This window comes from Maribacter litoralis (genome assembly GCF_003075045.1).
Lineage (GTDB): Bacteria > Bacteroidota > Bacteroidia > Flavobacteriales > Flavobacteriaceae > Maribacter > Maribacter litoralis.
Window position 1 is genome coordinate 82,193 of the sequence record NZ_QCZD01000008.1, and the last position, 24,800, is coordinate 106,992.

Annotated in this window: 28 protein-coding genes; 13 read left to right on the forward strand and 15 right to left on the reverse strand. The window is 35.6% G+C overall.

The genetic code is table 11. The features are described 5' to 3' along the window. Positions 1–24 precede the first annotated feature (24 nt). Both DCS95_RS19455 and DCS95_RS19460 read right to left on the reverse strand, forming a co-directional pair. Positions 25–465, reverse strand: coding sequence for a hypothetical protein (locus DCS95_RS19455; RefSeq protein ID WP_116772464.1), 441 nt, complete (start codon positions 463–465; stop codon positions 25–27). A gap of 194 nt (positions 466–659) precedes the next feature. Then, on the reverse strand, positions 660–1,472 hold the full coding sequence (locus DCS95_RS19460; protein WP_116772465.1) for a hypothetical protein: 813 nt from the start codon (positions 1,470–1,472) through the stop codon (positions 660–662). Positions 1,473–1,579: 107 nt separating this feature from the next. Here DCS95_RS19460 and rsgA point away from each other — a divergent pair, with 107 nt between their 5' ends. The 10 genes from rsgA (at position 1,580) to DCS95_RS19510 (ending at position 10,894) form a co-directional block, all read left to right on the forward strand. After that, on the forward strand, positions 1,580–2,533 hold the full coding sequence (gene rsgA / locus DCS95_RS19465; protein ID WP_116772466.1) for a ribosome small subunit-dependent GTPase A: 954 nt from the start codon (positions 1,580–1,582) through the stop codon (positions 2,531–2,533). After that, the gene (dtd, locus tag DCS95_RS19470; protein WP_116772467.1) at positions 2,530–2,982 is read left to right on the forward strand and encodes a D-aminoacyl-tRNA deacylase; all 453 of its coding nucleotides are present in this window, start codon (positions 2,530–2,532) and stop codon (positions 2,980–2,982) included. Before rsgA ends, dtd begins: the two co-directional genes overlap by 4 nt. Then, complete coding sequence (locus tag DCS95_RS19475; protein WP_116772468.1) at positions 2,982–3,308, forward strand: nucleotide pyrophosphohydrolase; 327 nt, start codon at positions 2,982–2,984, stop codon at positions 3,306–3,308. The genes dtd and DCS95_RS19475 overlap by 1 nt, the downstream gene beginning before the upstream one ends. Positions 3,309–3,345: 37 nt before the next feature. Continuing rightward, a complete protein-coding gene (locus DCS95_RS19480; RefSeq protein ID WP_116772469.1) occupies positions 3,346–4,575 on the forward strand; it encodes a 3-phosphoshikimate 1-carboxyvinyltransferase in 1,230 nt (409 codons plus the stop codon). 79 nt (positions 4,576–4,654) lie between these two features. After that, the gene (gene queA / locus DCS95_RS19485; protein ID WP_116772470.1) at positions 4,655–5,704 is read left to right on the forward strand and encodes a tRNA preQ1(34) S-adenosylmethionine ribosyltransferase-isomerase QueA; all 1,050 of its coding nucleotides are present in this window, start codon (positions 4,655–4,657) and stop codon (positions 5,702–5,704) included. A 103-nt stretch (positions 5,705–5,807) separates the two neighbouring features. Next, on the forward strand, positions 5,808–6,851 hold the full coding sequence (rlmN, locus tag DCS95_RS19490; protein WP_116772471.1) for a dual-specificity RNA methyltransferase RlmN: 1,044 nt from the start codon (positions 5,808–5,810) through the stop codon (positions 6,849–6,851). A gap of 483 nt (positions 6,852–7,334) precedes the next feature. Beyond that, on the forward strand, positions 7,335–8,312 hold the full coding sequence (locus DCS95_RS19495; protein WP_116772472.1) for a polyprenyl synthetase family protein: 978 nt from the start codon (positions 7,335–7,337) through the stop codon (positions 8,310–8,312). A gap of 123 nt (positions 8,313–8,435) precedes the next feature. Further along, on the forward strand, positions 8,436–8,999 hold the full coding sequence (locus DCS95_RS19500; RefSeq protein ID WP_116772473.1) for an RNA polymerase sigma factor: 564 nt from the start codon (positions 8,436–8,438) through the stop codon (positions 8,997–8,999). Further along, positions 8,986–9,732, forward strand: coding sequence for a hypothetical protein (locus DCS95_RS19505; protein ID WP_116772474.1), 747 nt, complete (start codon positions 8,986–8,988; stop codon positions 9,730–9,732). The genes DCS95_RS19500 and DCS95_RS19505 overlap by 14 nt, the downstream gene beginning before the upstream one ends. Before the next feature lie 88 nt (positions 9,733–9,820). Next, positions 9,821–10,894 (forward strand): porin family protein, encoded by a 1,074-nt coding sequence (locus DCS95_RS19510; protein ID WP_116772475.1) that lies wholly within the window; start codon positions 9,821–9,823, stop codon positions 10,892–10,894. Between the two features lie 58 nt (positions 10,895–10,952). Here the strand turns inward: DCS95_RS19510 and DCS95_RS19515 are convergent, their stop codons facing one another. After that, complete coding sequence (locus DCS95_RS19515) at positions 10,953–11,195, reverse strand: zinc-ribbon domain-containing protein (RefSeq protein WP_116772476.1); 243 nt, start codon at positions 11,193–11,195, stop codon at positions 10,953–10,955. A gap of 362 nt (positions 11,196–11,557) precedes the next feature. On the opposite strand from DCS95_RS19515, the gene dnaG reads away from it, so the two are divergent. Beyond that, on the forward strand, positions 11,558–13,543 hold the full coding sequence (gene dnaG / locus DCS95_RS19520) for a DNA primase (RefSeq protein ID WP_116772477.1): 1,986 nt from the start codon (positions 11,558–11,560) through the stop codon (positions 13,541–13,543). A 72-nt stretch (positions 13,544–13,615) separates the two neighbouring features. Here the strand turns inward: dnaG and DCS95_RS19525 are convergent, their stop codons facing one another. Further along, positions 13,616–14,245: a response regulator gene (locus DCS95_RS19525; protein ID WP_036156232.1), complete on the reverse strand. Its 630-nt coding sequence runs from the start codon at positions 14,243–14,245 to the stop codon at positions 13,616–13,618. Between the two features lie 165 nt (positions 14,246–14,410). Then, entirely contained in the window at positions 14,411–15,199 is a 789-nt protein-coding gene (gene nadE, locus DCS95_RS19530) for an NAD(+) synthase (RefSeq protein ID WP_116772478.1), read from the reverse strand. Between the two features lie 70 nt (positions 15,200–15,269). Between nadE and gldB the strand changes: the two genes are divergently transcribed. Both gldB and gldC read left to right on the forward strand, forming a co-directional pair. Beyond that, on the forward strand, positions 15,270–16,247 hold the full coding sequence (gldB, locus tag DCS95_RS19535; RefSeq protein ID WP_116772479.1) for a gliding motility lipoprotein GldB: 978 nt from the start codon (positions 15,270–15,272) through the stop codon (positions 16,245–16,247). Then, positions 16,248–16,589, forward strand: a complete 342-nt coding sequence (gene gldC / locus DCS95_RS19540) for a gliding motility protein GldC (protein ID WP_058105349.1) — start codon at positions 16,248–16,250, stop codon at positions 16,587–16,589. Here the strand turns inward: gldC and DCS95_RS19545 are convergent. The 10 genes from DCS95_RS19545 to DCS95_RS19590 form a co-directional block, all read right to left on the reverse strand. Continuing rightward, entirely contained in the window at positions 16,586–17,245 is a 660-nt protein-coding gene (locus tag DCS95_RS19545) for a DUF2306 domain-containing protein (protein WP_116772480.1), read from the reverse strand. The two genes, gldC and DCS95_RS19545, sit on opposite strands and share 4 nt — an antisense overlap. Positions 17,246–17,483: 238 nt before the next feature. Next, a complete protein-coding gene (locus DCS95_RS19550) occupies positions 17,484–18,068 on the reverse strand; it encodes a hypothetical protein (RefSeq protein ID WP_164674244.1) in 585 nt (194 codons plus the stop codon). Positions 18,069–18,154: 86 nt separating this feature from the next. Then, a complete protein-coding gene (locus DCS95_RS19555; RefSeq protein WP_116772482.1) occupies positions 18,155–18,790 on the reverse strand; it encodes a transglutaminase-like domain-containing protein in 636 nt (211 codons plus the stop codon). Positions 18,791–19,391: 601 nt separating this feature from the next. After that, positions 19,392–19,784 (reverse strand): group III truncated hemoglobin, encoded by a 393-nt coding sequence (locus tag DCS95_RS19560; protein ID WP_116772483.1) that lies wholly within the window; start codon positions 19,782–19,784, stop codon positions 19,392–19,394. Positions 19,785–19,793: 9 nt separating this feature from the next. Next, the gene (locus DCS95_RS19565) at positions 19,794–20,138 is read right to left on the reverse strand and encodes a cupin domain-containing protein (RefSeq protein WP_116772484.1); all 345 of its coding nucleotides are present in this window, start codon (positions 20,136–20,138) and stop codon (positions 19,794–19,796) included. A 160-nt stretch (positions 20,139–20,298) separates the two neighbouring features. Continuing rightward, positions 20,299–20,997: a ZIP family metal transporter gene (locus DCS95_RS19570; RefSeq protein WP_116772485.1), complete on the reverse strand. Its 699-nt coding sequence runs from the start codon at positions 20,995–20,997 to the stop codon at positions 20,299–20,301. Positions 20,998–21,101: 104 nt separating this feature from the next. Further along, entirely contained in the window at positions 21,102–21,557 is a 456-nt protein-coding gene (locus DCS95_RS19575; protein WP_116772486.1) for a DUF2750 domain-containing protein, read from the reverse strand. 99 nt (positions 21,558–21,656) lie between these two features. Beyond that, complete coding sequence (locus DCS95_RS19580) at positions 21,657–22,745, reverse strand: type I restriction enzyme HsdR N-terminal domain-containing protein (protein ID WP_116772487.1); 1,089 nt, start codon at positions 22,743–22,745, stop codon at positions 21,657–21,659. 40 nt (positions 22,746–22,785) lie between these two features. Next, the gene (locus DCS95_RS19585) at positions 22,786–23,517 is read right to left on the reverse strand and encodes a phospholipase D family protein (RefSeq protein WP_116772488.1); all 732 of its coding nucleotides are present in this window, start codon (positions 23,515–23,517) and stop codon (positions 22,786–22,788) included. Positions 23,518–23,889: 372 nt separating this feature from the next. Continuing rightward, complete coding sequence (locus DCS95_RS19590; RefSeq protein ID WP_164674245.1) at positions 23,890–24,636, reverse strand: hypothetical protein; 747 nt, start codon at positions 24,634–24,636, stop codon at positions 23,890–23,892. Positions 24,637–24,800: the final 164 nt, after the last annotated feature.

Genomic DNA, 24,800 nt, shown 5'->3' on the forward strand with positions numbered 1-24,800 from the left:
CGGGCTTTTTTTATGGGTTTTAGTTTATCGTTTAAAGATGTACCGGGTAATGAATATTCCTTGACCGTCAGTATTTCCGGCATCTGCTTCAACACCACTAGTTACAAAAACAAGTTCCCATCCATTTTGTGCCATATCACTTAGTTTAGAAGAAATAAGGGCATCGTTTGCTGCAATGTTTTGAAATCGAATACCTGTTACATTATAAAAATTGAGCAATTTGGTCTCTTCAAAGTCCTTCACTCGAATATCACTGCGTTTAGATTTGTTTCTGGTATTATCATCCTCGGTTTGGGTAGATGAAAACTCTTGGTAATCTCTATCGGCATTGGCATCAATAATTCTGGATCTTCCCAACCCGCTTGGTACAATAGATTCTACACTTGTAATAACCTTAAACTCTTGTGCGGTTATTGCGCTAGAAGCTAAACAAGAGAAAAAGATAAATAAAATGATTTTTTTCATGATGATGGTTTTTTAAAAGATTAAAGTTTGCACAGTGAAAGTAAAAGGTATAATGAAGAAAGCAAAGTAATGCGGTTTATATCAACGTAAAATCACAAAAAACTATGAGAGAAAATCTACAGGAAAACCAGTAGGCAAAAAAAAGTCCCGATACTAAAAGCATCGAGACCAATTATAGAATATGTGTTTTTGTTCTATTGAATAGAGAAATCAAAAACAGATTGGTTTTCTCTTCCTTGAGGAACTTGACCTTGATAAATAAAGCAATACTCACCTGGCTCTAAAGTGTCTGGAGTTACTTTAAACTTGTTGCCTTCAATTTCCTCGATAGCAAAATTAAGAGCGTATTTTGGGTCTATACCGCTGCTGCTGGTAATCCAACTGCTTTTTCCGGTAATAACTTCTCTAAGGTTCTTTTTCTCTTTTACTGTAAGTTTAACCAAAACAAACTCGTTAGGGTTGCTTGCCATTCTAAACCACCAGTTAAAGATACCTGTATCTCCACCTTGGTTGTTTTGCATATTATCAACCTGTGTTACGCTAGGGTCGAAGATGAAAGTGAATTCAGGTTGACTTTGGCGAATAACGTTGTTCGATTGTGTTTTAGGTAATTGTGCCTTTTTCTTAGAGTTGATCAATCCAGAAACTAATTTTTGTGCCACTTGGTTAGAATTAGATCCCGAAAAAACACTTGGTTGAACCAACTTGTCTTCACCATTGGCATCTGTATAATAGATACCGGTTTTAGACATGGTGTTCTGTTTAGACTTGTCCATGATTAAAGACAGTACTTCAGAAGAAACACCTGCATTTTTCATTTGCCCTAAAGCTGTAATAGACGCATCGAACTTAACATCCGATGTATTAATTTTATCGATGATCATGTAATCGTCAAAACCAAGTTCCACCATTTGAATAACAGATTCGTTGGTAATGGTTTCTTGAGCGGCGCCAAATGTAAAAGCTGATAATGCTAAAAATAGCATCGATTTTTTAAGGAATTTCATTTTCGTTGTTTTGGTTATTATCTATTGTTATAGTTCTAAATTCAAATTTATGTTAATTTTTATATTTAAAGCAGTTACTTTGTATAAATGGAAGGATTTTAGGGTAAATGGTAGGAATTGTTTATAAATCTACGGGAAGTTGGTACACTGTTAAAGCGGATAATGGTGAATTTTTTGAATGTAGAATAAAAGGTAAGTTTAGGATCAAGGGTATAAAAAGTACTAACCCTATAGCGGTTGGTGATCAGGTACGCTTTGATATTGAAACTATTGGAGATGATACCATCGGTATTATCAATGAGATTGAAGATCGTAAAAATTATATTATACGCAAGTCTGTGAACCTTTCTAAGCAGACACATATTATCGCCGCCAATTTAGATCAAGTGTTTCTTTTGGTGACTCTTAACAATCCGCCTACATATCCTGTTTTTATAGATCGATTTTTGATTACTGCAGAAGCATATGAAATACCGGTAGTGCTACTTTTTAATAAAGTTGATACCTATGCACCCGAAGAATTGGATGAAATTAAATTTTTGGCAGCGCTGTATCGTAATATTGGGTATACCTGCATAGGTATTTCTGCCGCTACGGGTAAGAATGTAGATAAGGTCAAGGAAATGATGATAGGTAAAACCTCAATGTTTTCCGGTCATTCCGGTGTTGGTAAGTCTACACTGGTAAATGCCCTAGAGCCCAATTTAGATATTAAGACAAAACAAATTTCTCAACAGCACGCACAAGGTCAGCATACCACAACCTTTGCAGAAATGTTCGACCTAAGTTTTGATGCCCGTATCATTGATACACCTGGTATAAAAGGTTTCGGAATTGTAGATATGGAAAAGGAAGAAATAGGAGACTATTTTCCTGAATTTTTTGAATTAAAACAAGATTGCAAATTTAATAATTGTATTCATGTAGATGAACCAAAATGTGCGGTAAAAGATGCATTGGAATCTGGAGATATCGCCTGGAGTAGGTATAATAGTTATTTGCAGATGATTAAAGGAGAAGACGAGAATTATAGGGTAGATATACACGACGATAAAAAATGAGAGTAGTACTACAACGTGTTTCAAAAGCTAGCGTAACGGTAAACGATAAAAAATTAAGTGCCATTGAAGAAGGTTTGTTGATTCTCTTAGGCATTGAAAATGAAGATTCACAAGAAGATATAGATTGGCTTACGAATAAAATTGTCAACATTAGAATATTTAATGATTTAGAAGGAGTGATGAATACCTCACTTTTAGATACTGAAGGAGACGCAATAGTGGTCAGTCAGTTTACTTTGCACGCCAGTACCAAAAAAGGAAATCGACCTTCGTATATTAAGGCGGCAAGACCAGATGTAGCCATTCCTTTATATGAAGCTTTTATTGCCACTTTGGAATCTAAAATGGGCAAAAAAGTAGGTAAGGGGGAATTCGGTGCAGATATGAAAGTAGAGTTGTTAAATGATGGACCTGTTACTATTTTGATAGATACAAAAAATAAAGATTAATGAATATTGAAAACGCACAACTAGAAGTAGATAAATGGATCAAAGAACATGGTGTTCGCTACTTTAATGAGTTGACCAATATGGCACAGCTAACAGAAGAAGTGGGCGAGGTTGCTAGAATTATTGCTAGACGCTATGGTGAGCAGAGTGAAAAAGAGTCTGATAAGAACAAAGATTTGGGCGAAGAATTGGCAGATGTTGTGTTTGTAGTGCTGTGTTTGGCCAATCAAACAGGTGTCGATTTGCAACAAGCTTTTGATAAAAAGTTAGATTTAAAAACAAAGCGCGATCATGACCGTCATCACAACAATAAAAAGTTGAAATAGGCTTATATTTGTCGTTCTATTTTTAAAACGATACGCATTGAAACTTCACTTGACAGGTCCGTCCAATACAAAGCTTAACGATACGATTACAATAACAGGTTCTAAGAGTGAATCTAACCGTAGTTTATTATTGGCTGCATTATTTTCTGATATTAAAATTGAGAACATTTCCAATTCAGATGATGCCCAGGTAATGGCAAAAGGATTGAAAATCTCTGAGGGTACTGTAGATATACACCATGCAGGTACCGCAATGCGTTTTTTAACCGGATACTTTGCCTCTCAAGAAGGAAAAGAAGTAATACTTACCGGTTCTAAAAGAATGACCGAAAGACCTATTGAGATTTTAGTGGATGCCTTAAAAACATTAGGTGCAGAAATCTCTTATGTGCAAGATGAAGGATATCCACCAATAAAAATTAAAGGACAGCGTATTGTAAAAGATAAGGTGAGTCTACCTGCGAATGTGAGTAGTCAGTATATCTCTTCATTATTATTGATTGCGCCAAGTTTAGAAAACGGACTGGAATTAGAGTTGGTCGGTAAAATTACCTCGGTTCCCTATATAAAAATGACCTTGGCACTGTTAGACGAAATCGGTGTGGCAACTTCTTTTGAGGGTAACTTGATTAAAGTTTCTCCAAAGGCAAAAGTAGCGCCAACAACTTTGGTGGTAGAATCTGATTGGAGTTCTGCTTCATATTTCTATGGTATTTGTGCACTTGCAGCACCGGGAACCGAGATTACATTATCGGCATATAAAAAAGAAAGTCTTCAAGGTGATAGCGTACTTACAGATATTTATACCGCATTTGGAGTGGAAACAATTTTTAGTAACAATAGGGTTACTTTAAAAAAGACCGATAAAAAGATAGACGCTAAGAATGAGTTTGATCTGGCAAATGCTCCAGATATTGCTCAAACTATTGCCGTTACTTGTTTTGGTTTAGGGGTTGGCTGTTATTTGACCGGTCTACATACATTAAAAATCAAAGAAACAGATCGTTTAGAGGCTTTAAATACTGAGCTGTCCAAATTAGGAGCAAATATTGCTGTAACCGATAAGACTTTAACGATTGTACCATCCATAGGTATTCTTGAAGATATTGCTATAGATACATACAATGACCACAGAATGGCAATGGCTTTTGCCCCTTTGGCTATGAAAACCACAATAATAATCAATGATGCAGAGGTGGTATCTAAGTCATATCCAGATTTTTGGAACGATCTAAAACAACTAGATTTCGGTATAAAGGAATTATAATTAAGGATTTACTTGACAAGGCCTATCTGCAGATTGTATATTTGCAGCCGCAATTTGCTACATTAAATATAATAGCTACATGAAATTATCAAATTTTAATTTTGAGCTTCCTAAAGAATTATTGGCGGAGCATCCATCTGAAAATAGAGATGAGTCTAAGTTAATGGTGATCCACAGAGATACCGGAAAAATTGAACATAGAATGTTCAAGGACATGATCGACTATTTTGATGAAGGTGATGTAATGGTTCTTAACAACACAAAAGTATTCCCTGCCCGTTTGTACGGTAACAAGGAAAAAACAGGAGCTCGTATTGAGGTTTTTCTTTTACGTGAGTTGAACGAGGAGCAACGTCTTTGGGATGTTCTTGTAGATCCTGCACGTAAAATACGTATTGGTAACAAGCTGTATTTTGGTGATGACGAAACGTTGGTGGCAGAGGTTATAGATAATACAACCTCTAGAGGTAGAACCTTACGTTTTCTTTATGATGGTGCATACTTGGATTTTAGAAGAAAATTAAGGGAGTTGGGTGAAACACCTTTACCAAAGTACATAAAAAGAGATGTAGAACCAGAAGATGAAAATCGTTACCAAACTATATATGCAAAGCATGAAGGTGCCGTGGCGGCCCCAACAGCAGGTTTGCATTTCTCTAAGCATTTGCTAAAGCGTTTAGAAATCAAAGGTGTAGATTTTGCAGAGTTGACTTTACACGTAGGTTTAGGTACATTCAACCCAGTTGAGGTAGAGGATCTTTCTAAGCATAAAATGGATAGTGAAGAAATGTTCATTGATGAAAAAGCTGCTGAGATCGTAAATAATGCCAAAGTTAATAAACGTCGTATCTGTGCAGTAGGTACTACGGCAATGCGTGGTTTGGAGAGTGCGGTATCATCTAAACAAACATTGAATACTTATGAAGGTTGGACCAATAAGTTCATTTTCCCTCCGTACGAATTCAGTATTGCAAATGCCATGATTACTAATTTCCATTTACCAAAATCAACATTATTGATGATGGTATCTGCATTTATGGGGCATGATTTAATGAACAAAGCATATAAAGAAGCAATATTGGAAAGCTATAAGTTCTATTCTTATGGTGATGCCATGTTGATTATATAAGTTGATATATCACCTTATTTAATAAGGAAATTTTTTAAATCCCGCTTTATCCATATGTTGACAAAGCGGGATTTTTATCACCAGTAATACCTACCTTTAATAGATGGAAGAAATAAAGAAAAAAGATATCCGGGCACTAACGAGAGAGCAGCTTAGGGAGTTCTTTGTTTCTAATGGTGACAAAGCTTTTCGTGGTAATCAAGTTTACGAATGGTTATGGCAGAAAGCTGCGTATTCTTTTGATGTGATGACGAATCTGTCAAAAGAAACTAGGGAAATGCTTGAGGCTAATTTTGTCATTAATCACATTAAGGTAGATCAAATGCAGCGTAGTAGCGACGGTACTATAAAAAATGCCGTACGCTTGCATGACGATTTAATCGTGGAGTCCGTCTTGATTCCCACAAAATCAAGGACTACGGCTTGTGTATCAAGTCAAGTTGGGTGTAGTTTAGACTGTAGGTTCTGTGCAACCTCTCGTTTAAAACGAATGCGAAACTTGAATCCCGATGAAATCTATGATCAAGTAGTTGCCATTGACAATGAAAGCCGATTGTATTTTGACAGACCTTTGAGTAACATTGTGTTTATGGGAATGGGTGAGCCTTTAATGAACTATAACAACGTATTAAAGGCAATTGATAAAATCACCTCTTCTGAAGGATTGGGTATGTCACCTAAAAGAATTACGGTTTCTACCTCTGGCGTGCCAAAGTTGATCCGAAAAATGGCAGATGATGAGGTGAAATTTAAATTAGCGGTTTCTTTACATTCTGCAGTTGATGAAATACGTACTTCTATAATGCCTTTTAATGCTAAATTCACATTGAGCGATCTAAGAGATTCGCTGCAATATTGGTATAACAAGACCAAAAGTAGAATTACCTATGAATATGTGGTTTGGGAAGGAATCAATGATACCCAAAAAGATGTCGACGCTTTAGTGGAATTTTGCCGTTTTGCACCATCAAAAGTAAATTTAATAGAGTACAACCCTATTGATGATGGCGAATTCAGACAAGCGTCAAATGCTGCGATTGACCGTTATGTAAATTCTTTGGAGCGTAATAATATAGTAGTAACCGTTCGTCGTTCTAGAGGAAAGGATATTGATGCCGCATGCGGACAGTTAGCGAATAAGTCGTAGTTTAAGTATTAAGTAATGTGAATAAAGTAGTAAGTACGAAGTTTAAAGTTAGAAGAGAGAAAATAGAGTATTTAGAAAATAGACTTATTGCGAAGTGTTGAATTTAGCAAAGCTAAATTGTTGTTGCTATTAGCAAAAGCCAAACTTAAGAAATACGAAATGCTATGTCACGAATACCAAGGTGAAATTGAGAAATAGAGTATTTAGTAAAATGAACTATTAGGGAAATTGCTAATATAATATCTTAGTACTTTATTCACATTACTTATTACTAAAAAACGCGAAGCGTCATAGCCAAAAGCCAAAATCATTTTAGAGCTTGAGCTTGAACTTGAGTTTGAACTTGAGTTTTGAACTTGAACTTGTAATTGATTTTATTTTTTCCAACAACCAACAACCAAATTCCTTTAACACCATTATCTCCTCTCCGGGTACTGTTGTTTCCTAGCTTTTGACTAATTTTATCGTTCTAATAAACCGCAGCTGAAAATAGTATCGCAAATAAAGGAACCTGTCTATCAGGAAATGGAGTTGTTTGAGTCTAAGTTTAGAGATTCGATGAGCTCTAAGGTTGCGCTACTCAATCGCATTACCCACTACATAGTCAATAGAAAAGGGAAGCAAATGCGCCCTATGTTCGTGTTTTTAACAGCAAAATTGTTGAATAATGGCGAGGTAAACGAGCGTACGTATCGTGGAGCTTCGGTTATAGAGTTGATACATACTGCCACATTGGTTCATGATGACGTAGTAGACGAAAGTAACAAACGAAGGGGTTTCTTCTCCATTAATGCCCTATGGAAAAATAAAATTGCAGTTTTAGTAGGCGATTATCTACTGTCTAAAGGTTTGTTGCTGTCCATTGATAATGGGGATTTCGATTTACTTAAAATAATCTCCGTCGCCGTTCGTGAAATGAGCGAAGGCGAATTGTTGCAAATAGAGAAAGCTAGGCGCTTAGATATCACCGAAGAGGTCTATTATGATATTATAAGACAAAAGACCGCTACCTTGATAGCGGCATGTTGTTCTTTGGGTGCATGTTCCGTTAAGCCTGAAAGTATCGATGTGGAAACTTTTAGAAAATTTGGTAAGCTGTGCGGTATGGCATTTCAAATTAAAGATGATCTCTTTGATTATGGAGGCGAAAAAATAGGAAAGCCTACCGGTATAGATATAAAGGAACAAAAGATGACATTGCCATTGATCTATGCCCTTAATAATTGCTCGAAGAAAGAGAAAAGTTGGGTGATCAACTCCATCAAAAACCACAATAAGAATAGAAAGCGGGTAAAAGAAGTGATAGCCTTTGTCAAGGAAAAGGGGGGCTTGGACTATGCCGTTAGCAAAATGCTGCAATACAGAAATGAAGCACTAGAGCTTTTGGATACGTATCCGGATTCTGAATATAAAAGTGCCTTGCAGCTCATGGTAAACTATGTGGTTGATCGAAAAAAGTAAATTTTTACATTTTTAAAACATTGATTTTTAGGTTGTTGAAAAATTATTTTAATTAATTTTATTTCTCAGGCAACTATATTTCCTTCTTCTGCGTCTATGTAAATAGAAGACCAAACCAATATTGTGAAAATTATACCTTTTTATAAAAACGAAAAGCAGCTTATAAAAAAAGCATCATCGGGTAACCGCGATGCGCAAGAGCGTTTGTATAAAAAGCATGCTCCAAAAATGTTGAGTGTCTGTAGACAGTATATTAAGGATATTCATTTTGCAGAAGATGTTATGGTGCAAGGGTTTCTTAAAATGTTCAATAAGTTACATACGTTTAAGTTCGAGGGTAGTTTTGAAGGTTGGTTACGTAGAATAATGATCAGAGAAAGTATTTCTTATTTAAGAAAACAACAGTTTGTGGTTTATGATGATGAGGTATACGAGAAAAATCAGTCCGACGAGATTTCGCAAAGTACAGATTTGGACACCGAGCATATTCAACAATTGATCGATGCTTTGCCACAAGGATATAAAATGGTCTTCGTACTGTATACCGTAGAAGGGTATAAACATAAGGAAATTGCAGAAATGCTATCGATTACCGAGAGCACTTCAAAAACACAATTATTAAAAGCCCGAAAATTGCTTCAAGACCAATTAAGGCAACAAAATATTATAGGGTATGGAAACCGATAAGTTTGAAAAACATATAAAAGCTAAATTTCAAGAGCGGGAAATTCTTCCTTCAGAGAATGCATGGGCAAAAATAGCATCAGAATTAAATGATGATGAATCTAAAAAGAAACCCGTGTATTTATGGATGGGCGTTGCGGCTAGTATAGTAGTATTGCTTGGTGTTGCACTGTTTTACTTTAATGGTAGTGCCGTAAGCAATGAGTTGCCAACTGAAATTGTAGACACGGAAAAGGAAAATAAATTGGAAGATGTTATTATAAAAGAGTCCTTGCCGTTTAAAAGTGAAGAAGAAGTGGTAGAGGTGTCATCAGAATCTAAAACCAGTGTAGAAAAGGTAAAAGTTGAAGAATCTATAGTACCAAAAATACAAGAGTCTAAAGTGCTGGATGATAAAATTGAAGTAGCTGTAAATCAAGTGCCAACTACCGAAACTATTGAGAAATTGGTGCCTGATGAAATTATTGACTCTAAGGTGGCAGCTATTATGGCGCAGGTAAATGTTCTAGAACAAAACAGTACAGTGACCGATGCCGAGGTAGATTCCTTGTTAAAACGGGCGCAAGACGAAATTTTAAGAGAGAAAATATTTAATAAAAATAAATCTGTTGATGCTATGGCTTTGTTGACAGAGGTTGAAGATGAACTTGATCAATCCTTCCGAGACCAAATTTTTGATTCCCTAAAAGCCGGTTTTATTAAAGTGCGTACTGCTGTGGCAGACCGCAATAATTAATCAATCACATATCGTGTTATCCTATATCTCTATAAAATGCTATAGGGACAGGGAGCGGAGTTTATTCATCAAAAAAATCAAAATTAAAATGAGAACAATTACAATGTATTTAATAGTGTTGCTGACACTTTTGTTAACCCAAGGTTTAGTAGCGCAGGAGAGTTATAAAGAGAAGATAGAAACTTTAGAAGAGCAAAAGTTAAGCATCACCAGGCAAGAAAAGGAAGCTTTAAAATTTGAGATTGCAGAGATTGTAAAACAGTTGGAAAATGGGCAAATTACCGAAGAGGAGTCCAATGCATTAAAAATGAAAGCGGCAGAGAAAAGAGCTTTGAATATAGAAGAGCGAATTGCCATTATCGATAATAAAATTTCTCTGCTAGAAAGAAATAACGGTGATGTAAAAGAACTGGATACCTTAAACTATAAGTTTGCTTTTGAATTGGGAATAGGAGATGATGATGACAAACTGTTTGGAATACGTATAAACGAAAATAAATATAGAAAAGAGCCGGTTTATGATAGAAGAACCTATTCTGATATTGTTTTGGCCGTTGGTCTAAATAATACAATTATAGAAGGACAGTCCTTAAATGATTCTCCATATAAAATTGGTGGAAGTAGATTTTTTGAAATGGGATGGCAATGGCGCACCAGGGTGTTTAAGAATACAAACTTTCTACGATTCAATTATGGGTTTTCATTTCAATTTAATGGCTTAAAACCGAAGGATAATCAGTATTTGGTTTCTCTTGAAAACGGACAATCGGAATTACAGGAGTTTGAATATGATTTGGATAAATCGAAATTTAGAATGGATAATTTAGTATTTCCTATGCATTTTGAATTCGGTCCGTCAAAGCTATCTACTACCGATAAAACCATGAGGTATTCATTGCATAATAAATTTAGAGTTGGTTTGGGTGGTTATGCAGGGTTCAATTTAGGAACGCGTCAAAAATTAAAATATACCATTGATGGCGAAAAGGTAAAAGACAAATTAAAGCGTAGTTACAATACCAATGATCTTGTGTATGGTTTAAGTGCCTATGCGGGTGTAGATGGGGTGCTATTGTATGTGAAGTATGATCTTAACCCTATATTTAAAGATGCGGCGGTAGATCAACGTAACATCTCTCTAGGTCTTAGGTTCGATCTTTAATTAAGAAATTCATCAATCAAATTAGCTGTGGTACTTTTAATAGAGTGCTACAGTTTTTTTATTTAGAAAGTTCGGTATTCATTTCTTCGGTAAATTCATTTTCATAATACCCACGTTTGCAATGGCTACATTCTATGGTAGTGTGGCTTGAAATTTTAAAGAGCTTTATCCAGAAGATATGGAAATAGTTTTTTATTGTAATTGCGGTTAAGGAGCCTTTTTGCTGGCAATAAGGGCATGTGCTATGAAAAAGCTTTTTAGTTTCTGGCTTTCCTGGTCTAGTGCCAAAGAATAGAATCATAAGGTTTTATTATTTTTTTTATAAAGCTATTTTACTATTTGTTGTTCGATGTCACTTCGAGTGAATTTTGGAGGTACGAGAAAATTAGTATCGAGAAGCCTCGTGTTCCAAATGGTTTTTTATTTCATTGATTTTTCTAATTAAAATTGTGCCAAACGAAGTTCTTGAACTGGTATTCCAAATACTTTTTGGTATTCCACACAACGGTTAGCTATACTAATTTAATAAAATAGGTAAGCTTTCTTCAGAATTTAAAATGCAAATCTATATTTGATAGCATATGTCAACCGCTTTAATTTTAATACTTTTATAAATTATTTAAAAATAGAATTTCCTTCTTTTGAAGGGATTGAAGAAGGATTATGATTGCAAAAACAACTATAGACCAAGTTTACGAAACTGCTCGTTTAGAGGAGGTTATTGGTGATTTTGTACAATTAAAGAAATCAGGATCTAACTTTAAAGGATTGAGTCCGTTTAGTGATGAACGTACACCAAGTTTTATGGTATCTCCCGTAAAGCAGATCTGGAAAGACTTTAGTAGTGGTAAAGGTGGAAATGTAGTTGCTTTTTTAATGGAACACGAGCATTTTACCTATCCTGAGGCGATTAAATACCTTGCCAAAAAATACAATATTGAAGTAGAGGAGACAGAGCAATCTAGCGAACAAAAAGAACAGGCGAACGAACGTGAGAGCATGTATTTGGTGTCTGAGTTCGCACAAAAGCATTTTAAGGAAATGCTTTGGGAAAGTGAGCTGGGTAAGGCAATTGGTCTCACCTATTTTAAAGAACGTGGATTTACCGATGAGACCATCAAGAAATTTGAATTAGGGTATTGCCTTGATCAGTGGGACGGTTTTACCAAAGCGGCCCTTGATAAAAGTTATAAACTGGAATACCTTCAAAAAACGGGACTCACCATTGTAAAAGAGGATCCCAATAATCCTAATGGAGCTAGAAAATTCGATAGGTTTAAGGGTAGGGTCATGTTTCCTATTCATTCGTTAAGTGGCCGTGTACTTGGTTTTGGAGGACGTATACTAACAAATGATAAAAAGGCTGCCAAATACCTGAACTCCCCTGAAAGTGACATTTACCATAAGAGTAAGGTGTTGTATGGTATTTACTATGCAAAACAAGCGATCGCAAAGGAAGATAATTGCTACTTGGTAGAAGGTTATACCGATGTAATACAGTTTGCACAAAGGGGTATAGAAAACGTGGTTTCCTCAAGTGGTACCGCTTTGACACCAGAGCAGATCAGGCTTATAAATAGACTTACAAAGAACATTACGGTGTTGTTCGATGGTGATGCGGCAGGTTTACGCGCATCGTTACGTGGTATTGACTTGATTTTGGAGCAGGGCATGAATGTACGGGTATGTACATTTCCAGAAGGTGAGGATCCAGATAGTTTTGCCAAGAACAATGAGTTGGATGTTGTAATGGCCTATCTAAATGATAACGCTAAAGATTTTATTCAGTTTAAGGCTTCTCTTCTGGTAAAGGAGGCTGATAATGATCCTATAAAAAGAGCCGATACGGTTAGGGATATCGTAAATAGTATTGCCAAAATCCCCGATCGTATTCAACAAGAGATCTATATACAAGAGTGTGCCCAGATTATGAATATTTCTGAGGCGGTGTTGTATAACACGCTTGCCCAAATTGGGAAAAAAGAGGAGAAGGAAATACAAAAGCAACAGAAAGAAGAGCAGAAAGCCTTTGATGTTGTTCGTAATACCGATATTGAAAAAGAAGAGAAAGTAGACGTACAGTACCTCTTAGAGCGAAAAATCATTGAATCGCTCATGCTATACGGCAATTTTAAAGAGGAGTTTGAAGATTTGGTATTGAAGGAAAATGATGCGGGAGATTTGGTGCTAGAGCCAGAATCTGCTGAAATCAAGGTGTATGAAAAAATATATTTGGATCTTCAAGAAGATGAAATAGAATTGGCAAATGAAGACTTTCGTAAAATGTACAGCAGGCTGATCGAAGCTTTGAACCAAAACGAAGATTTTTCAATTACCGCTTTTGTAAACGGACTAGATCAAGATATGGCAAATCAAATCTCCTCTATTTTGATGGAGGAAGAACGCTATACTTTACATAATTGGGAAAGGAAGGATATTTTTCCAAAAAAGAAAGAAATTGGGGTGTCTCAACTGGTAAGCGAAACAATTTTGACCCTGCGCTGTTACCTGATCAAAAAAAGAATGACTGCATTACAACAAACTACAGAAGAGGCAGGTAAAGATAATAGAGAGGCGCTTGAGGAGATTATGAACTATATTCAGTTGAATAAGTTGTTGAATCAAAAATTGAATAGGGTTTTATCGTAGAAAAAATATTAACGTATAAAAAAAGACCTGCTAACAGCAGGTCTTTTTTTATTTGATTTCAGTTGTAAGAATTTAGTACAATTCCAGGGCTTTTGCCTGTTGTAATAAATCTACCATATTATCAACATTTAATTTTTTCATTAAACGAGCTTTGTAGGTACTAACTGTTTTTTCGTTTAGGTTTAAACCTAAAGCAACTTCTTTGTTGCGCTTACCACTAGCTAAAAGTTTTAATACTTCTATTTCTCTAGTAGATAGTTTTCTAAAGAACCTTCTTGGTTTTTTAGTTCCTTCATCAAAAGCAAGTCTTTGTGCAAGTTCGTTCGTAATGAACATGCTACCTTCGCTTACTTTGGTCACTGCTGCAGTTATATACTCTACACCAGATGATTTGGATAAATATCCAAAAGCACCTGCTCTAATGGCACTTAGGGCGTACACATCTTCAGATTGACCGCTGTACATAAGGACTTTTACGTCCGCGTAATCTTTCTTGATTTTGCGTAATGCCGCTATTCCGTTTATATCCGGAATATCCATTTCTAACATGACCACATCGGGGGTTGTGTCTTTGAGTTTTTCAAACAGTTCTTCGGTAGTAGCTACCTCATCGATCAGTTCAAATCCCTCAGCGGATTCTAGAACCTTCCTAACTCCCATTCTTATGATAGGATGATTGTCCGCTATTAAAACTTTGATCATTAAATTATTTTTTTATAGATTTTAAAACCTATTATTGTCTGAAAAGACAACATGCAATGTAAGGCATAAAATTCTAAATTAGAAGTCAAAGTTGCATTTTTTTATTATTAACGTATAATTTTCAACTTTATTTTCGATTTAATACCTTGATTCTTAGTTGAGTTGTTATTTTAACTCTTTTGGGATCTCACAAACAGGTATCGGTAACATTTTGTGTTGGTTCATAGTATTGAACCTTGTAAAAATTGTATAGACCTCTTTTTGTCTTCCTTCAAAATCTGCAACGGTTTTTCCTTCGTCTTTCATATTCATGGCCCATTCTAACTCAGGGTACGATGCACCTATCTGATCTTCATCTGTTCTATCATCTCCCCATAAACCATCTGTAGGTGCGGCATCTATGATCTCTTGGTTTACACCCAAAGATTTTGCGATGTCATATACTTCGGTCTTCATTAGATCGGCAATAGGGCTAAGGTCAACACCACCATCGCCGTACTTGGTATAAAATCCTACCCCGAAATCTTCCACTTTATTTCCTGTACCTGCTACCAGATAGCGTTCTAGGGCGGCAAAATAATACAAACTGGTCATACGTAGTCTAGCTCTTGTGTTTGCCAAAGACATAAATCTTTCCTCTTCATTTTCAACCGCTGGTAGGGCTGCCACTAAGCTATCGAAAACGGGAGTAAGGTTTACAGGTTGTCTTTTTACATTAGGGAAATTCGTTGTTAACCAATCAATATGTCTTGAGGCGCGATCACTTTGGTTCTCGGCTTGGTGAATGGGCATCTCTAGACAAAGCAGGTCTAAACCCGTTTTTGCGCATAGGGTAGAAGTAACGGCAGAGTCAATTCCGCCAGACACTCCAATGACAAAACCTTTTTGTTTTGCATTAACAGCATAATCTTTTAACCACTTTACAATGTGTTCAATTACCTTTTCAGTTTGCATACCGCTCTAATTATTTAGTAAAATCAATTAACTTTGCCTTAAAAATAAGTTGAACACTGTGAATAATAAAATGTATTGTAAAATACTTGCCAAGGTCAAACCTATTTTTATACTATTATCAGTTTTTGTCATTCTTTCTAGTTGTAATGATAGTGATAAGGTTGCCAAAGAGATTTCGGCGATCCCCATGGATCTTAAAATATCGCGATTTGATCGCGAATTTGCGGCATCGGGTGAGAAAGGTTTGCCGAGCTTACGTAAAATGTATCCATATTTATTTCCGGCGCCAGATAGTGTTTGGATCGCCAAAATGAACGATTCCCTTCAAATAGAACTATTTCAGGAAGTAGGTAACGCCTTTCGTAGTTTTGAGGACGAGGAAGAAGGCTTGGTGCAATTGTTTAAGCACATTAAGTACTATTTCCCGGAATACACGGTGCCAAAAGTGATAACGGTAACAAATGATGTCGATTATAATAACAGGATTATTTTGACCGATAGTTTGTTATTCATTAGCCTTGATAATTATTTAGGTCCTGAGCATAAGTACTATGGTGGTTTTCAGCGTTATATTGCACATACTTTAGATCGTAATTTTTTGGTAAGCGATGTTGCTAGTTCTTTTGCGAAGCAGGTAGTGCCAAGACCAAGAGATCGCTCTTTTCTTGCACGTATGATCTATTTTGGCAAAGAATTATATTTGAAAGATATGATAATGCCAAGTGTAGAAGACCGCAAGAAGATAGGGTACTCGCAAGAAGATCTAGATTGGGCTTTGGCAAATGAAGAGCCGATGTGGAGAAATTTTATTGAAAACGAATACCTGTACAGTACAGATAATAAGTTGAACCAGCGATTTTTAGAACCGGCACCCTTTTCAAAATTTGGACTGGAATTGGATAATGAGTCGCCAGGTAGATTAGGTAGATTTGTAGGTTGGCAAATTGTTCGTGCATTTATGGATAATAATGATGTAGAGTTAAAACAACTTATGACCATGCCTGCAGAAGAGATATTTAAAAAATCAAATTACAAACCCAGAAATTAAATGGCAGATTTACATACTTCAGAGATTACGTTGCGCGTAGGATTAGATGAGAATAGAGTTCCTGAAAAATTAAACTGGTCTGCACAAGACGGTGGCATTGAGAATGAAGAGGCAAAGGCAATGTTGTTGTCCGTTTGGGATAGCAAGAATCAAGAATCTCTAAAGATCGATTTATGGACCAAGGATATGCCCGTAGATGAAATGAAAACTTTCTTTCACCAAACATTGGTTTCTTTGTCAGAAACCTTCTTAAAAGCGACGCAAGACGAGAAAATGACGGCTACCATGAAAGATTTCTGTGACTACTTCGCAGAAAACTTAAATTTAAAAGATCAGGGTTAAACAGTTTTCAACTTCTTTTTACCTTTTGTTTTTTTAATCCAGTAGATAATATAAGCGGTACCGAAAACGGACGGAGTAAGCCATGCCCATAGATTATCTTGGTGCATACCGGCAACTATAAATGCCGTTATGGAAGCTATCAGTGCACCTAACATTCTGCTTAGGTGATTTATGAGCCAAAGTTTTCTGTTTTCTAATGTGGTCTTAAATAGTTTGTAGTCGCCAAAGGTTAAAGAGAGACCGGTTAGACCGAATACTAGAAATAGGATACTGTGAGAATAACCTTGTATAAGTCCTGTAGAACCAAAGACGATCATTAAGAGCGCGCAAATAGCCATAATTGCTGAAACGAGTATATCGGTCAAGTTCGCTTTTGTTTTTTTGGTCGATTTAAATGTGAGTGCCCTATTACCTGCCATAACCATGTAAATCGTAAAAATACCGATCAAGAATAAAAAGGTATTCATATGGTTGGGCATACGTGCTACTACTAGAGAAATAGCAGAGCTTATAATCATTGACCATGAAAACAATTTACCTAATCGTTTATGATGGCGTTGCCCTTTTTTTACAATAATACTTGCTATACCGGTAATAAGACCTACACCGCCAAAAAATGCGTGAATGTAGATGAAGATGCTAATGATGTTTTCCATGGTCGGTCGGTTTTTCGTTACCCAAAGATGGAGTAATTATCGTTATAGAGATAATTATAGTCTCTCAATTGTGGGTTTTGGGTGCTGAGTTGTGGTAAGAAGTACAGAGTACAAAGTTTAAGAGGTCAAAAGAAATAAAATTTAGCGTGAACGGCTTAATACTCCGTACTTAATACTTAGTACAAAAAACGCGCAGCGTTTAAACAACCATCAACGAACAACCATCAACGAACAACTATTACCTATTCTTCCTAGGTTTGCACGTCATACAAAAATCGGAGAGGGCATTGATCTCATCAATCACCTTGTTGTGTTCTTTGAGAAGAAGCTCGGTGTCTTTTCCGAAATCCGTTGCTTTAAAGACTTGGGCGCTTACGGTATTCATTTCTTCCTGTAGCTCATTGAAAATGGGTTGAAATAATTTTGAATCACTAAAAGTACCTTTCTCCTCATATATCTTTTTGCGAATTTTTCTAGCATAAAGTTCTACCAGGTCAAAATCGTAGCGCCCAAATTGCAATAGTTGATTAGCGGTAAGGGAATCCGGAGCCACCAACACGGCAAGGTTTTTTTGAAAAATAGCCTTTACCTTATCATTGAAGTTTTTGGTAAACATGAACGAGACCGAGTTCATATTAAAACTGAAGTCGATTTTTGATCCAGAATAAATAGAATAGGAGGTAAGTTCAGGATTGATTTCCGATTCCGCCGATTGATAGTCGCATAGCTGTAACTCATAATCAGGATTCCACACAAGCGGTTCCTGTGCGAAAGTAGGCATTGATGAAAATGCTATAAAAAGTACGAATAGAATGTTTTTCAATGGTTCTAATTTTGAATCGAAAGTACTATAAAAAGCGATTCATAAAGAAGTTTGTAATGCTATGGAGTATTAAAGTTTGTTAAAACCTATAGCTGAAACTCCGTTTGGTTGTTTCCTGTGTCAAATATGTTAGGGTAGTGTTCACGCGCGTTCTGAGCCATAAAAGCAACGGGTACATCTTCGAAATACCCGTAATCTTCCAAATATTCCATAAACTGGGTGCCATCTTCATTGAATGCTTGTAGCACGGCATCATTTTCACCATCAAAATCCAAAGGGGCAACATTCAGCATTTCGCATAAAGAAGCGTTGAACGTGGGTGAGAGCTTCAGCCATTTGCCATTAATATAGGCATCTACCATACCATGAGGCGTTAACTCGTTAGAACCGAATTTCTCTATCAATCGGTCTACCGCGATATGGTTTTTCACCTTCGCTAAATGAATTCGTGCAGGTATACCCATAGCACGTAAACAAGCAACTAAAATGATCGATTTGTCCACACAGTGCCCTTTAGTGCGTTTTGCAATTTCACTGGCACGGTATTTCTCTTTGTTGAAACTTAGGTTGTAGGGATCGTACCGCCATGTATCTCTCACCTTGGTATAAAGAGCAATAGCTATTTCTTTCTGTGATAGTTCGGTATCTTTAAATTCGGAAATAAACGCTTGTATTTCTTGACTTTCAAAATCAAAAAAGTAAGTGGGGGATAGGTAATCCATAGAATTGAGTATTTGTAGTATACATCGATTTATACGCCAAAGACTAAGGTAAGAAATTTTTATGCGTCAAGGGTAAATCGCCATACGCCCAAAGCTAGTTTGGAGTAAAGAGTATAAAGTACAAAGTACAAAGTAATAAGTACGAGGTGCGAAGTCTAAAGTTAGAAGAGAGAAAATAGAATATAGAGAATAGACTTGTTTTGTCAAAAGCTTGGAATCAGTATTAAGTAATAAGTACAAAGTATTAAGTACGAAGTCTAAAGTTAGAAGAGAGAAAATAGAATATAGAGAATAGACTTGTTTTATCAGAAGCTTAGAATCAGTATTAAGTACAAAGTACAAAGTATTAAGTGAGAATTTTAAAATTGGAAGAGAGAAAATAGAGTATGGAATATAGAGGTAAGAGAATGGACTTATATTGATTGAATCGTATTTAGCTTTGCTAAATTGTTGATATTTAAGTAGCCAATAGCCAATAGCCAATAGCCAATAGCCAATAGCAATTATTCACTATCAAACTATTTCGCTAATACACTGCCAGCTGATACTGCCTACTGATACTGAACACTGCCCACTGATACTGAACACTGCCCACTGAGAACTAATCCCTCGGTCTGTTCTGCCAAATATGAATATACTGCCCTGTTGACATTCTGCGTGCCATTTCTTTAGCTCTGTCTGCCAATTCACCTTCGTAAAGTTCGTCAATGGTTTCGAACCATAGTTGTAGCCATTGCGCAAAGTGATTTTGAGAAACCGTATGGTTGAGATTTTTATCGACCTTAACGTGAGCTTTTGACGGACTCCCTCTAAACGTACGGACACCGAATAGATTCGATTCCCAAAAATCGGTGAGTTTGCTGAGGTGTGCAGTCCATTGCTCTTCGGTAATATGTGCGTTGAAAATGGGTCCAAGCATATCGTGCTGTCTTATTTTATCATAAAACGTATGCACTAACAGGCTTACATCTTCTCTATTTGCAATTTTTGTCATGTGCTATGCTTAAGAATCTGCAACGACTTTTTCTACCCGTTCGGCGGCATCAAGTTTAGAAAGGGTAAGGCGAACAATACTTTCCGATTTCGCTAAAAGGTCATGCGGAATATTGGCTGCTAAGGTAATGATATCTCCTTGTTCTAGAACATGAACAGTACCTTCCACTCCAAAATCTATACTGCCTTTTACTATATGGACTATAATTGGAAATGGCGCTTTGTGTTCTTTCATAAGCTGACCTTTTTTCAATAAGATGCGTATTTCTTTAGAGAACGATGTTTCTAAAAGCACTTGTGTGACAATTTTCTTGTCGTTAAATTCTAAATTTTTGGTGAAAGATATTTTATGCATACCATTGTTTTTACAATAGTAGACAACAACGAATCTCTAAACTATGACACTTCTCAGTGTTTTTTGTAAAAAGCACTTTCTGCGGTTCTGTTTTAGTGGTGTTATGGGGTAATCGGTCTACTGGTTTGTGATAATTAGGAATATAATATGTAATTGACTATTACTCCCCCAGGGTATTTAAATACAGCGCTAAAACTAAACCGATTGCTGTAGCAACACCTGTCCAATACTTATCTTCTTTAAAAGCTTTGGGGAAAACCTCTAAAGCTAGTGATGCGGCAACGGCACCACCGGCAAAACATTTAATGTAATTCAAATACTTGGTAGGTACATCGGCGAGTAAAAAATGACCAAGCAAGGCGGAGGCGGACAGTATAAGGGCGGTACCGATCCAAAGCCATAAAACTTTCTTTTTAGAACCTGCATTTTCCGCCATCTCTTTTGCCCCACCTGCCGCTTCGGGTAAATTCGATAAAAGTATGGATCCAGAAAGCGCAGCGATGGATAATGGACCTGCGCCGATCAATGAAACACCCAATGCCAAATTTTCAGGTATGCCGTCTAAGGTAATGGCAGCAAGTAAACCACCGCCACTTTGAGAGTTCCATTTTTCCTTCACCCAATAATCTAGTGCAGTAAACGTAATGGCACCTACAAATACCGTGGTCAGTGCCATGGGGACGGAGTTATTTTCAAGTGCCGGATAAATAAGTTCCAGCAATGCCGAGACCAATAGCGCACCGCCTGCCAATGCAACCAAAAAACCTTCCAGCCTTTTTGATAAATTTCCGTACAGACCCCACAGTGCACCAATAACAAGTGCTCCGGTTACGATCAGTACAACAATGGCGGTCATCATAATTTGTAACGATAGGTTTAATTAATTTACTAGGTGTTCAGCGCAAATTAGTCACCTGTCGTTAAAATCGATGCTATGATTAAAAGTTTTATTAACTCTAAATACTACCCGTTGGCAATTTTCGCCTGTTCTTCTAAATCGGCAAGGTTTTCAAATTTTTGTAACGGTAGCTCTTTTTTGGTCGCTTTTATTTCATCAACTAAGGCAAGAATTAAATCTAAGGGTTTGGCTTCGTAGCCGAACATTTTTTGGTCAAAGGCAATGCCGGCTATGATTCCGTCATTTTCCATGCCTACACCCCAATTTTCTATAAAATCTACTAATGCTATTTCTGTAATTTGGTAGTTGCTCCAATGGTTTATAGCGCAAGATTTCGCTCTAGCACCTTCTGCCCAAAAACATAATATGTCAACAGGTTTGCCCTGTTCATTTTCATAATGCGCAGAGGCTGAGGTGGCAAACCCGTCATGATTTTGCAGCGCATAAACAATGCCTGTCTCGCAAACCTTTTTTAAAAAGTTCTTGTATCTGTTCGCAATGATATCTGAGCCTTGTGTCATGTGTTGGGTTTGTTGGAAGTAATTTGATTTATAAATGTCTAATGTAGTTTGTACAATTTAAGTAGACAAGTTATTATATTCTTTAGTATACCATTGTAATTAAACCTCTGTAATTTCAAATCCCAATTCTCTTGCTAAATCAACAATATTTTTGATGTTGTCTCGACCCCATTCTGTTGATACAACAAATTGGACTTTATCACTACTTGTTAAAATTTCATTGTCTCCAATAAAATGTCTTTTGTTGCCTTTGTTGGCATACTTTATAAGAACTGATTCAAGTTTGTTTATAACACCTGTTGAACCTTGAAGTTCATCTTTAAATAAATTCTTTAAACTATTAAAATCTCGCGGTTGCTGTAGTAGCGATAGTTTAACTACTTCTAAAACAAATCTATTTTTAGCGAGTCTACGATCCCTATTATTAATGATGTATTTCGTTTTATCGCGCGTACTTATGGATTGAGTTCTTTCTTTAATTAAATCTTGAACTTTATTAGCGACAGGCTTTGTTTTATTTTTTAAGGTGATACTAATAGATATTTCATTTAGAACATTATCTATTAGTTCAGCATCAAATTGGTTTAAAAAATTTTGTTTGATCAATTCTGAAACTTGTGATTGAAATTCGCTAGAAATGATTTTCTGCTGAAGTTTTTTTTGATCAGCCTTTCTGTTTAATTTTTTTAAAGAATTTAAAGTGTATTCTTTTAATCTATAAAGTTGAAAATCCTCTTTTGAGAACAATTCAACAAACTTTTCGCCTCTAAGATTATCTGTGTTAAATTCAATAGTTTCTAATAATACAGGGTCATCATGGTCTGTTAAGTCTCCATCGTAGAAAATTTGAATAACTTGACCAATTAAAATTCCATACTGAAGTTTTAATTGACGCATATAAGAAAAAAGCTGTTGTTGAAAGTTGGTGTTTAGCGGTAAGCTGGGCTGCTTAATTTCAATAACAAATAATTTTTTCTTTTCTGTTGAATTGATAACAAAATCTGGCATTATTCTATTTGAAGCGCCAATTTGAAAAGAAGGTCTAATTTGTATATCTCCCAAAAATTCTTTCCAATCTAGTACTCTTAATGCTTGAATTACATTTTGCTCGAAATCACTTTCACTAATGTCACTCTTTATATTTTCAAATAAGTAAAAGCAGATTTCATTCCATTTTTCGATGTTCATTTTTGGTTGATAATGGTGTATTAGATTAGTTTAAATAGTTTTATTCTACAATGTGTTTCGCAATATCTTCTGGCCAGACAACAAATTTTCCATATTGACCGCTTTTTTCCATTCCTCCAACTTCTTTACCACTTTTTGTTGTAATCCAATCGTCCTCTTTTTTATACATCAGCTTTTTGTCGGTAAACCAGCTATTTATTTTTCTACTACTCAACCCAGTCAATTGAGATAGTTCCTTTGTAGTTAAAAGTTTAGACTTTGAGTTATTTTTTGTTTGAACAATCTCTGAAATTGTTTTTTCAGATTGTCTTTCAATATTTTTGTCAACTTTTTTAACTGAAACCCGAATTTCTTCACTTATTGTTAAAAGTCTTTCCGCTTCTTTTCTAATATCATTATATAATACTTCGTCCGCCTCTTTAGTTACATAAATTCCCATTTCGTCATTATTCTGTTGCGAAAAAGAATATAAGTTCATAGAGGTTACAATAGCTTCTTTTTTGTTTAAATAACATTTTGCGTGAAGTGAATTGCACAGACTAGTCCTAATGCCGATTTGACTTTCAAGCCAATTACTTTCTTCAACTTGAAGTTTGTTTTCCCGGTAAATAATTCGAATATCTTTTTTTTGAATGTGTAAATGTTCTAAATTGTCTTTTACTCTTTTGTGAAACTGAAGATATGGACTTATTAAAATCAATTGGTCTTCTGTATTTTTGATTAATTGTTCTAAATGATATGAAACACCTGTAGTGTCTAAAAATTTTGCCATTACTCGGTTTTTATAATTTTTTTACTACGTTAAATATATGGCAAGTTGGGCAGAAAATAAACGATTAGTTTCGGTTTAGCCACTAGCCAAATCTTTTTATTTTGTTTTAATTTTTTTGTTCTAAAGTCAAATCAAAGGATTTGGCAGACTTAGTTAAAAGCACTAAACTTTGGGTTAAGTACCAAAAACCGTATTAATTTTAGCCATTGTGCCTGTTGCACAACCATAAAATAAGCTTGAAAACCTATTTTTTTAAGTTTATCAAAATCATAATCAGCTGGTTGTTAGATGTTTAATTTTGTTAAACCATCTGAGTAGCATCTATTCATTTTATAAAAGGAGTTGTGCAACGGTTGCCTTTGTTAGCATTAGTTATTTGTTCAATAGTAATTTAAGAAATTCTAGTTCCTTGCCATTTGGTAAGTGTAGTACTGTCATTTCTCCAGATTTTTTTAGCATTGTTTTCTTCAAGTATATAGGTAACTTATGATTTATTGAGTTTACGTAAAACATAAATTGAATACTATTTATTAAAAATACATATCCATTAAGTCCATCATTAAATCGAATTCTTTTAGGTTGTCCAATAAAATTTTTCAGACTATTCTCAGTACGCATAAATGAAGTCATCATTATAGGATATTCATCTTCATTTGGAATCATATTTTCAAATATTATTCTTCTTAAACTTTCTTCGTGGGAATTTCCTAAATCAACGTCTTTAAAAATTTTTTGGTCTGTAATTGATGCTCTCCATAGAATCGAAAGAAGAAAGATTTTAAATTTTCCATAGTCAATATTTTTACAAATAGAATATTCGAATCCATCATTTGGATTCTTGTAATTTTTGCAAATTGGAGCAATTTCAGGGTCGATATTTTTTCCATACATAGAATTCTGAGCATACTTTTCGTATTGCCCCCCAATTATTCCATTATCGCAATCTTCGCAAAGAATGTTTTTGTCAAAAATGCCAGTTTGAATTTTTCTCTGTTTCCTGGTGTTTTTATCTAAGTTGTACGTTACTTCAAGAAATATATTTTTATCATCCTCCTCTTTCATTCCGCTATACATAAAGTCAGGAATGATGTGAGCTTTTATAAGCTTCTTTTCTTTCAAACAAAGACGACATTTATTCATAGTTAATGCTAACGGTCTCGGCTCGTATGTTTGGTTCTTAGTTTGAAGATACTATAATTATATAAATAAGGAGATTGATTAAGCGGTTGAGCTAGATACATTTTTTCGATGATGTCGTTTCATAGATTAACAAATCTTCTCAA